Raw genomic sequence first — 11,576 nt, forward strand, 5'->3', positions numbered from 1 at the left:
TCTCATGAAAAAATGAAATCGTTTTGTCTAATTTCTAAAATATTATCACGAAATCTCATTTATCAAGACTACATAGCATTGATAGCACCATGATGATCGACCTACCGATTTGTTTAATAAATAACCCATGCAAAAAACTAAAATAATCTTACTTCGCGCACTTGCTAGACTCATTGACCTTATCTTTTTAAATTACTGTTTTGGTAAGTTTTATGACTTTCTCAACCGAGACGCTATCGTCCCTCATGATGGATTATTTACGGGTCTTCAAGAGATGATTTTGTTTATTCCATTTTGTGTACTGTACGAACTATTCTTCGAATATCTCTCCTTTGGGTTTACCCTAGGAAAATTCATTTGTGGGCTTAGAGTAAGGCTACTCAACGGGAAAATGATTGAGCCCAAACATGCCTTTTTCAGATGGCTTGGTGTGATATTCGATTTTTATCTAACACTTGGATTAGGCGCCATTATTTCTGCTATTTATTCGAAAAAAGTACAACGTATTGGCGACAGATTTGCTGGTACAACCGTTACGATGGGTAACTATAAATTTTGGAAATAATCTCAAATTGAGTGAATTGAGATTGAGTGAATGAGTGATTATTTAAAAATTTGTATTCCATCAGAATAGACGCAATGATTACATCTTAAGCCAAGTCATATCTAGTATAGTAGCATCAAAAAAGGGGTCGAAAAATATTTTTCGACCCCTTTTTTGATAAAAACTTGGAGAATAATCCCAATGCTAAAGCTCGGGATAACTCAGGTTTACGCTATTCTGAAAACATCAATTAAGTATAAGGAAAGATTTAATTTTTTGAATATACCCTCCTTCAAATAACTAATATACAATTAACAAATAACGTACTTAAAACTTCATCAACTTAAATATTCCCACCTTCTGATCTTTGCTAATGCGCAAAAGATACATTCCATTCGGATAGTTTTTGAGGTCAAGTTGATTACTGCCAGACTGCAATTTTGTTTCAGAAACCACATTGCCTGCAACATCGACTAATTCAGCTTTGATACCATTTTCATCGGTATTAATCATAACAAAATCTGTCGCTGGATTAGGACCAATGGTAACGCCTAAGTTTTGGATGTCTTCGAAGCCAGTGACTAATTCCAGACTAACTGTTGAGTTTGAACCGATGATTCCTGTGCTACAGTAATAGTCAGAAACGTTGAACAATCTAAACTTAGTTGGACTCGTAGGATTCAAAATAACAGTATATGGCGAGGATGGTGCGCTAAAGTCTTTTGCGTTTAATTCATCTGTACCTAATTTAAAACTTACAGGAAAACTACCCGTCAATTTTACTTTTAAATCAACCTTCTTTTCAGGTGAGAAATAATACACGGTGGTATCAAATGAGGCTGAAGGAGATTTTATTACTTCGAGAGGATTAACACTCGTAGTTGAGTTTATGCCACTTTCTTTAGCAATTACTCTAAAACGGTAATTTTGTCCAGCAGGAGTGTTATTCGGAATTTTAAAGGATATTGTATTTGTTGTATATGAGGCTCCAAGTGTCTCAATCTCCTTAAAATTAACCCCTGAGCTATCTGACATTTCAAGTCCAAGACTAGGATTTGCACCAGTAATACCTACTAATTTGAAACCTACATTTGTTTCTGTTCCTGCACAAAGGTAGCTATAACCATTATTCAAGGTTGAACCCATGGTTAAAATATACTTGGCAGATTCAGGCAAAACTGTTATAGTTGCTGAACCTTTACCAGCGGCAACTCCACATTGGTTAGATACTGATTTTAAGGTAACTGTCTCAGATTTTTGGGCTACAAAACTTACAAAACCTGTTTGCTTACTCCAATTTGTGATTTTGCCAATCGAACCATTACTTAATTCAAACGCTGGATTGCTACTAAACAAATAGTATCCTTCTGCAGTACTTGTAGACTTCACAGTCAAAATAACTGCCTGATTGGCTACTGTGGTGACATTACCTGCGATGGTAAGCTCTGGCACCTCTAGTAAAGTACCATACCACGAACCTCTAAAATCAACTTTTTGCGTTGAAATATTTTGTAAAACCATCGCGTAAGAACCAAGTGGGACATTGGCTGGAATTGATAAAGAGTATCGACCATAAGGTTTAATCTTTGCGATTTCATAGTATACAGAAGCGCCACTTTCAGACGTAAAAAGTGACACTTTATAAAGTTGTGTCGTATCCACATCCCCATAAGAAGCTAAATTAATCTGAAGCTTATCATTACGACAGATATTGTTTAAGCCAATCGAACTTTGGTTTATAACTGACCAGTTAATTTGTGGCTTCACTCGTACATTAAGAGAAAAATTCAAATCTTGTACTCCACACTGATTTGAAACTGAAGGCAGAGTATAAACTGTAGAGTAACTAGGTGAAAGTTTGATGTAACTATAATTAGAGTAATCAATAGGATATGCCTCGCCAGTCTTCCCTCTTATAACACCTTCAAAAGTTGAATTTCCATTATCGACAATACTAAGTTGAATCGACTCACCATAACTCAGCTCAATATCTTTTTGATTATTAGCCAAAACAACAGATACATTAGGAGCCTTTTGAATTCGAATTTCTTTTGCGTAACTATACAAGAGTGAATCTGACTCATCAACTAATCGGAACTTGTAATTAACCTCCGCTAGGTCTTGGGGTAAAGTTACTTCAAAAGGACTCTGTTTGATTCCTGTCAGAATAGCTTGCTTAGAATATAAGGTTTCATCCGCTTTAAAGAGCATTAATCTATAACTTGCCACACGGTTTGATGGTCTGGTCATTATCTCGGTATACCTAAGCTCTATTTTTTTACCAGCACATGCAGTAACATTGTAGTTGATGCCTCTAAACTCAACTACTCTGTCAGCCAATCTCACATTTATTTTGATATCAACATCTTTTGTAGCACAGCCATTCGTTAGTTTTTTGATTGCAAAAGTACCAGAATTCACTACATCAAAGGAATAACCTAAGTAACCTCCATATCCCGATACTCTCTGTCCATTATCAAACACAGCGGTAGTGTATAGCTTGTTATCCAATCTTAACGTCCCACTGTAATAATTGCTATTAGACACAATGGCATTAATCTCTTTTGGTCCAGAATAAGTCGGAATATCCCCAACCTCCACAAGATACCTCTCGCCCGTAGTATAGGGAGCCGAAGCTCTTACCTGTAAATTGATAGTGGAATACTTTGAGGGTACTATCCACGACAACTTATCATTAATAAACTCACCAACACCAGCTTCAACTATAAAACCTGAATCATCTAAATAATCCAAATAAAATCTTGCACCAGCGTCGAAAGGACCATTCCGCTGTAAGGTTAACTCCTGTGTAGACCCAGCACAAATGGTCGAACCTTGACCAAATGGCGCTAGGAGTTTTAGGCTTTTTACAGGGTTTAAAACTTGAATATCCAAACTCAGTTTTATATCATTATTCACTCCACATTCATTCGATACCTTATTGACTTTATATGTCATATTATCTGAGGCATAGACTTTGAAATTAAAATAGGCTACACCACCTTCGGGCATAAAGAGTGTAGATTTTTTACCAAAATTATCTTCATATTCAATACTCCCCCCTCCTGAAAAACCAAGACTGCCATAAGCCCAGCTTGGTTTTTCAATGATATAAGGGTTACTAGTATTACTGTAGGCAAATTTGGGGATTGATTTGAAAAGACATCGAGTAGCTCCGTACTCGAATGTTGAACCTATTAACGGATTGGGGAAAAGACCAAAAGTAAAGGTTTTGCCTTCATTCGGGTTTGAACTCGGAAAAGTAAACTCCGCTAAACCAGCCTCTGTCACCTTCCCTGTAAGTGCTGTTTTATTTCCATCGCTAAACAAAAGAGCCATATTTATGGGTGTATTGACCTCCATTACTGGCTGACTAGAGAATCTCACTTTAAACACCCCTGAAGGACAAACCGATTTAGTTAATATTTCTTCAACTTTAATAGCATCCGTTACCGTCACTTTACTTACGTTAATACCTTCCCCAGTATTACATTCACTTGTGAACTTGTTAATTTTATAATCTAAAGTTTTGGTAGGGTAAATAGGAATTGAAGTAATGGATCCTGTGTAACCGATATTGTATTTAAACCCGTCCGTCAACTCAAAATTGATAGGTGAAAGACCACTAGAATTGAGATTGAGATAAGCCAAACTACCATATCTAACAGTCTTTGCGTCGGACTGAATATCAATTTTTGCGCCTTCATTTACATTCACTGATGTTGTATGAGCAGGTGAAATAGTGAAAGGACTTGTAGCCACCACACTTAAATTAAAACTGGTACGTGGTACTAGTCCAGGAATTTTTGCAGAAACAATCCCATCTGATTCTTTTGCCTCCACATCATAATACTGAGCAGGGTTATTGCTAGTTATAAATCGAATCATGAATTTATTATCTGCATTCCATGTTCCTCTTTTTTCAATACTGAGCTTGATATTACCATCTGTACAATATGTTGTACTGGATAAATTGGAGATATACAATGAATTATCCGAAACTGAAAGCTTTACCTTTCCTTGGGACGTCCCTATCCCACAAATATTTGAAACCTCTTTAAGATAAAAATCGCCTGATTTATTGGGGTAAGTATTTACCCTTTCATCTGCGAACGATAGCCAATAATTTCTCACTGAATACACCGTACCTTCAGAGGTCGTAATTGAAAATGGACTTGTAGCACTGCCAGATATTCTGAGTTGTAAAACTTTGTCTCGCGCAATAGTTGTACTTGTTGTATCTATTCTGATACTCGGGCGAATTCCGAGTGAGAAAGTCGAATATGAAACCAATGGTGCAGAGACCACTTCAGGTGAAGTAGATGCAATCCGCAATGTCATGGAATTGTAACTATCAGAAAGATAGTAGTTTAACTCAGGAATTCGTAAGAAATCAGGAAACACTCCTACCAAATAACCAGAAGAATCTTTAGTATCAATATTTAGGATTACTCTACTACTGCTGTAATAGTCAACAAACTGTAGGTTAATCTTATTATCAGAGTTAAAATTACCTGTTTTTTGGTAAGCGATGATAAATTTCGCCCCTGCACAAAGAGTACTCTGAGCAGGTTGGAGCATTTTTGTCATAACTAGGCTTTGTGAAAAAACCTGTAGAAAACAGCCAAATATGAATAGCTGTATTAGTAGAAATTTGCGCATATATGTGGATTACATTGTTTTTGGACTACACTGAGGTAAAACGATTTTCTAATTCCTTATATCTTTCACCTAATGCAGTGTAAATACTTGCAGATAAATGGTGTAGCGAAATAGAGTAATAGAAACCATTATGGCGATACCTAAACCAGAGAAAAATCCATTAAATTTTATAAATTAGACTAATGATAAAACATACCATAAAAATACATAAAATATCTAATTTCTTCACTAACCATAATTATTTCTACGACATCACCCAAACTCATTTTCTTTGCAGCTTTTCTCCTTCCCTACTTTCATTAGAAATACCCTTTCTTATCCTTTTAGATTAGAGGTGGTAAATAGTGTGCAAAATTTTGTATGTACGCTATTTCTACCCGAAGAAAACCTGATTTATTAAACAATAAACTTATGCTTAAAAAAACACTTATCTTACCTCTTCTGGGGTTTGGTATCATGAGCCATGCCCAAACTCAATGGCCTGCTATTACTACTGAAACGAAACCTTGGACACGCTGGTGGTGGAATGGTAGCCAAGTGACGCCCAAAGGATTAACAGCAGCCTTAGAAAAATACAAACAAGTGGGGCTTGGAGGGACTGAGGTTACAGTTATTTATGGTGTCCAAAATCAAGAAAAAGAATTCATCAATTACCTTTCTCCTGATTGGGTGAAGGTGTTTGAACATACCCTTTCTGAAAGTAAGCGATTGGGCATGGGTATCGACTTGGCTAATGCCTCAGGCTGGCCTTTTGGTGGACCGTGGGTAAGTCTTGATGATGCTTGTAAATATGTTGCCGAAAAATCTTGGACTTTGAAAGAGGGACAGACTTTGTCTGAATCGGTAACTTATATCCAAAAGCCTTTGCTTCAGGCAGGAAATAAGTCTTTAAATCTCAAAGACCTAAAAGAACCTTATTATCTCAACCCCAACTTACAGAAAGATTTTGTTGAGCAAATCCGTTTTGAGCACCCAATTCTGTTACAGGTTTTGATGGCTTACTCTGATAAAAATGAAATTTTGAATCTGACCGATAAGGTTGACAAAAATGGAAAATTAAACTGGACTGCTCCCCAAGGAGAATGGAAATTATTGGCTTTATTTATGGGATTGCATGGCAAACAAGTCGAGCGTGCTGGACCTGGTGGCGAAGGCGAAGTGATTGACCATTTTTCGACCAAAGCTATCCAAAACTATCTTACTTATTTTGACAAAGCGTTCAAAAATGCCAATATCAGCTACCTCCGAGGCTATTTCAACGATTCTTATGAGGTAGACGATGCCAAAGGCGAAAGCGATTGGACACCTGATATGTTCAATGAGTTTCAAAAACGCAGAGGCTATGATTTAAGGAATTTTCTCCCTGCGCTTTTCGGAAAAGACACCCCAGAAAAAAATGCTCGTATTCTCTGTGATTATCGTGAGACGATTTCTGACTTAATCTTAGAAAAGTACATGGGTGTATGGAGTTCTTGGTCGCATAAAAACCATAAGATTATCCGTAATCAAAGTCATGGTGCCCCTGCCAATATTTTGGATTTGTACGTAGCTGCTGACATTCCTGAAGCAGAGGGCATGGAAGTGCCAAGACTCAAATTTGCGAGTTCCGCCGCTAACTTGACTGGTAAAAAACTCGTTGCTTCCGAAACTGCCACTTGGCTCAACGAGCACTTTGTCTCAAATCTTTCCGACGTAAAAAAGGCGATTGATTTGATGTTTTTAGGGGGTATTAACCATATTTTTTATCATGGAACTGCCTATTCTCCTGAAAATGAACCTTGGCCTGGCAGATTATTTTATGCCGCAACGGAGTTTACACCTGCCAATCCTTGGTGGAAAGACTTCGCTAGTATCAACCAATATGTGACTCGTGTGCAGTCATTTTTACAAAAATCTACTGCCGACAATGATGTGCTTGTCTATTTCCCTATTTCGGATAGTTGGTCAAAACCTAGCAAATCGCTGTTGCGTCACTACGATGGTTTAGGCAAAGAATTGGGTTTGCCAGAACTCTCTCATTTGGCTGAAAATTTGTTAGAAAAAGGCTATACTTACGATTTTATCTCTGATAGTCAACTACAAAAGCTCAGCACTTCTGGCGGAAAAATTCAGGCGATAAATGCCAACTATAAGGTGATTTTAGTACCAAAATGTACTTATATACCTTTGGCAACCATGCAAAAACTGAATACCTTGGCAAAAGCAGGTGCCAAGATTTTGTTTATCGACGCACTACCTGAATCGGTAGCAGGTTGGGGAAATTTGGAGGAAAAACAAAAGACTTTTTCTCAAATCAAAAACAGTATTCCCTTACAATCTACCAACGGTTCAATTCAGAATGCTAAAGTGGGCTTGGGACAAATAAGTGTAGGAGAATCATTTGAAAAACTCTTGGCTTTTCATGGCGTCAAAGAGGAAACCTTATCTCAACAAGGGTTGTCTTTTATTCGTAAAAAAATGGGGAACGAAACCATCTATTTCGTTTGGAATAAGAATAAAACGACGTTTTCTGATTGGGTAAATCTACAACGAAAAGGCTTTAGCACGGCTATTTTCAACCCGATGACTGGCGAGTCAGGCATTGGAAAAGTACAAAAAGCTGACTCGGGGACTTCTGTATTTGTTTCGCTCAAGCCCAATGAGTCAATTATCGTAAAAGTTTCGCCAAATCTTCTCAAAGGAAAAGAATATCCGTTTTTCGCACCAGCAGAAAAAGCTCAGGAACTTAAGGACAACTGGCAAGTTAGTTTCGTAGAAGGCGGTCCCGAACTTCCTGCAACCAGAACGATTTCGACCTTAAGCTCATGGACTACATGGTCGGAGGAAGCATTGAATCGTTTTTCGGGAACAGCCAGCTACAAAACTACTTTTGCCAAGCCATCTGGCAATGCGCAACACTGGATGTTGGATTTAGGAGAAGTACACGAAACTGCAAGAGTCATCATAAACGGTAAACCTGTGGCAACTTTGATAGGACCACAATACACCGTTGAGATTCCCTCGAACCTATTACAAGACCAAAACACGTTGGAGATACAAGTTTCGAATTTAATGGCGAACCGTATGGCTTGGATGGATAAAAATGGAATGCCTTGGAAAAAGTATTATAACATCAACATGGCCGCCAGACTAGCCGAAAATCGTAATAAGGAAGGTCTTTTTGACGCTTCAAAATGGTCGCCAAAACCATCTGGTTTAGTGGGTCCAGTAAGATTGATTGAGGCAAAACGGGTTGAGTAAGCTTTAATGGTGAATTGTGAATATAAATTTTTCTATCCTTGGCGAGTGTTCCACTGACCATGGATGTGAAATTGGTGCTGGGTTTTGTCCCAAACAGGGTCGCCCATACGATTGAGTAACTTCCCTCAGTCTCTTTTTCATAATTACTATGTTAAGGGCAGGCGTATTGTCAGACGAGAGTAAGTACGCTGACTTATTCATGAGTTAAACATGAGTCATCCCGAATTTAGCGATTTAGTGAATGAGTGGTTGAGTGATTATGTAAAAATTTGTTTTCCATCAGTAGAGACGCAATGATTGCGTCTTAGACCAACTCATATCTAGCATAGTAGCATCAATAAGCGGTCGAAAACATATTTTTCGACCGCTTTTTTGATAAAAATTTGGAGAATAATCCCAATCCTAAAAATTAGGGATGACTCATATTTATTTACTTGTTATTTGAGAAATAATTGTACTGTCAGTTGTTTCGTTATCTTTTGCTAACAATAAAGCTTTACTAATGATGATAGATAATGTTTCATCGTTATCAAATGGTAAAAATATCTTCTCTTTTGCCATTCTATTTGAAGAATCAGGAACAATGCAAAGATATTGGTCATTGGGCTCCATTAAGATATTCCCACTTCCAACGTGTATTTTGTAGTTTCTAATTTTCCCTTGAACTTTTAGAAAGTTACCTTCAAAACTACAAACATCTTTGATGGATAGCATTGGAATTATTTCTTTCAGCGTCTCCATCCTAATATTACCAGACATTCGTAGTGAGCCAAAAGAATGTTCATACCAATAACTTTGACTATCTGTATTCTTGCCTGTACCGTTATCTGTCCAATAAGGATTATTGGTTATACTTGAAGCACCGATGAATAAGTCCACATCTCGCATTACTTCAGCAAAAACGATTGGTGGTACATCCTTTAAATCAATCTGTTCTTTATTTTTATAGAATCTTACTTGATCTGTTGCACCTAAGCCTGTACCATACCAATCTTCCCCTTCTTGACTAATACGTTGAATCCAAAACTCCGCTTTTATATCAAAATGAGGGATTTTTAAAGCAAAATTTTCCATTAATAATGCTGAACCCATCCAACCTTTGCTTCTTGATTTTGTAAGATAAGTCCCCACTTGAATGATATGAGCAGCAAATCTATTAGAATAAGACTTTGTGTTCAGTTCGGCATCAGTCAAGACATAAACTTCTCTAAATGCCTGTTTTATGCCTTGTATAATTTGCTTTTCATTAAAATATTTGCGCCAATTTCGAATTTCTTCAATCGTAGAATAAATAGGGTGCCACAAAGAAACAGTGGCATTAGTAGGAATATTCTCAACTATGGCTTGATTAGAATCTATAAAATATCCATTGCTCCAAGTTACATTTACCTTATTTCCTTCCCAAACTATATCCCAAATCAAATTTTTGGCTATAATACTAACCAGATTATGTTGCAAATAATACTTTTCCCAATATTCAAAAGACCATTTTACATCATTTAAATAAAAAGATTCAATCCGAAAACATTGGCTAGCAAGTTGCTCTTTTATTTCTTTTATATTTTCAGTAAATTCTTTCAAATCTTCTTTGAAAGCTGTTGTAATTTCTTTGGGAGGAGATTTTTGTACTTTTGTCCCGTTTGTCCAAGATATTTCACTTTGATTTACAGTGGCAAAAGAAATGATGCCTTTCCAATCATTTACACAAAAAACAAGTTCATTTTGGTTATTTAATCCAAAATCACTGATAGACATTTCCTCTAATTCATTAGCTGTTTTCCCATGTTTTTTACCAATATTATTTAAAATAGTAGCAATTTTGGAGCGAACAGGTCCTTTTTTTATTCTAGCCCTAAGTTTACCAAGTGACCCCACGACTCTATCTACAGGTAAATCGGATAGGATATATAAAGCATCATTTCCAATAGGGACACCTTGTGCGCCTTTACTAAAAGAAGTAACAGTAATATCTTCAATGATATCTGTTATTTTTGTGTTTTCTAGAAATAGAATTGAGCTATGTAAAAATCCTCTCATGAAAGGGCTTTTTGCATAATCATTTTCTGAGTATCTGGATACTAAGTTTGGTATTTCTTTTTTGAAAGATTTAAGATTTTCTAACAAAAAAGATTCATACTCTCCCAAGCTAATATTCCTATTAATTAAAGAGGATAATTCCTTGTACCATGACTTTGGAGGATTCTTTTTGGGTTCTGTGTGAGAAGCCAAGAATTCGATTACGACCTTCCATTCGTGGCTAATAGTTGGATCTGCAATATTTGAAATATTTATCATCTGGTAAAACTTAACCGCCAACAAGAGGCGTGATTTTCATAAATAATACATTCATACTATGTGTGACTTCTATTTTATCATCTAAATGATGATATTGCTTATTATTAACAAAAATGAAATATTTACTTTTGCTAAAACCATCTAAGGCAGTGTAGTATTGTTTTTCTATATCTTCAAATTCTAATGTTCTTTTATTTCCTAAAGATGTTTTTGCCTCATCATTAAGAGCGGTTTCAAAAGCATTGGACATATTAATTTGCTTTAAACTTTCAACAATATTTTCATTGTATGAAAGTACCTCTTGTCTAACCTTTTCTAATATTAATTCTTTTACCTCAATGGTGTCTGACGTAACTATGAATTTATATTCAAAATTGGCTTTACTGATTGACTTTTCATGAACTTTTATTGTTACTTCCATTTGTTTTCATTTTTAATGATTCAATCATTTTCTATTGTTATTTCATTTCTTCCAACGAGAACGAGTTTACCGAGAATTTGGTAAAAGTATCAAAATATCTAAATAATTAAAAAAATCTCTGATAGGTGTCCGCGTATAAAAAGGACTCAAGTTCGTTCTTTCACAGCCTGACGGTTTCGACCTTTGCGTTCGGGGTGGGTTTCGGAGCACAAAACTGTCAACCTGCACTGAAGTTACATAGAAGCACAAAGCTCTATGTTTGCACGTCACCCAGCCTGACTCAAAACCCATGTGCCTGTTGCACAACTCAAATATATATAAATAACCATAGACTTCTATCTTGTTGAGAACCTTTAATTTTACCTTGGAAAATTGGCTAAAAATGCGTATTTTAAAGGTATGCAAGGACGCAAA

5 protein-coding genes are annotated in these 11,576 nt (G+C 36.4%); 2 read left to right on the plus strand and 3 right to left on the minus strand.

Going from position 1 to position 11,576, the window contains the following annotated elements; all coding sequences use genetic code 11:
* Positions 1-127: 127 nt before the first annotated feature.
* On the plus strand, positions 128-565 hold the full coding sequence (locus tag GVN22_RS19925) for an RDD family protein (protein WP_166552768.1): 438 nt from the start codon (positions 128-130) through the stop codon (positions 563-565).
* A gap of 306 nt (positions 566-871) precedes the next feature.
* On the opposite strand, the gene GVN22_RS19930 is transcribed toward GVN22_RS19925, so the two are convergent.
* A complete protein-coding gene (locus tag GVN22_RS19930; protein ID WP_166552769.1) occupies positions 872-5,134 on the minus strand; it encodes a T9SS type A sorting domain-containing protein in 4,263 nt (1,420 codons plus the stop codon).
* Between the two features lie 483 nt (positions 5,135-5,617).
* Here GVN22_RS19930 and GVN22_RS19935 point away from each other — a divergent pair, with 483 nt between their 5' ends.
* Positions 5,618-8,446 carry a glycosyl hydrolase gene (locus tag GVN22_RS19935; RefSeq protein WP_166552770.1) on the plus strand — a complete coding sequence of 943 codons (2,829 nt, stop codon included), beginning with the start codon at positions 5,618-5,620 and terminating at the stop codon, positions 8,444-8,446.
* Between the two features lie 426 nt (positions 8,447-8,872).
* Here GVN22_RS19935 and GVN22_RS19940 read toward each other — a convergent pair whose 3' ends face one another.
* A complete protein-coding gene (locus GVN22_RS19940) occupies positions 8,873-10,741 on the minus strand; it encodes a DUF4132 domain-containing protein (protein WP_166552771.1) in 1,869 nt (622 codons plus the stop codon).
* Between the two features lie 10 nt (positions 10,742-10,751).
* A complete protein-coding gene (locus GVN22_RS19945) occupies positions 10,752-11,162 on the minus strand; it encodes a hypothetical protein (protein WP_166552772.1) in 411 nt (136 codons plus the stop codon).
* Positions 11,163-11,576 lie beyond the last annotated feature (414 nt).

The organism is Cellulophaga sp. BC115SP (assembly GCF_009905545.1).
Classification (GTDB): Bacteria; Bacteroidota; Bacteroidia; order Cytophagales; family Spirosomataceae; genus Flectobacillus; species Flectobacillus rivi.

What these genes read in the sequence shown, in the direction of transcription:
- GVN22_RS19935 (WP_166552770.1), top strand. Translation starts at nt 5,618, where the DNA reads ATGCTTAAAAAAACACTTATCTTACCTCTTCTGGGGTTTGGTATCATG.
- GVN22_RS19925 (WP_166552768.1), top strand. Translation starts at nt 128, where the DNA reads ATGCAAAAAACTAAAATAATCTTACTTCGCGCACTTGCTAGACTCATT.
- GVN22_RS19940 (WP_166552771.1), bottom strand. Translation starts at nt 10,741, where the DNA reads ATGATAAATATTTCAAATATTGCAGATCCAACTATTAGCCACGAATGG.
- GVN22_RS19930 (WP_166552769.1), bottom strand. Translation starts at nt 5,134, where the DNA reads ATGACAAAAATGCTCCAACCTGCTCAGAGTACTCTTTGTGCAGGGGCG.
- GVN22_RS19945 (WP_166552772.1), bottom strand. Translation starts at nt 11,162, where the DNA reads ATGGAAGTAACAATAAAAGTTCATGAAAAGTCAATCAGTAAAGCCAAT.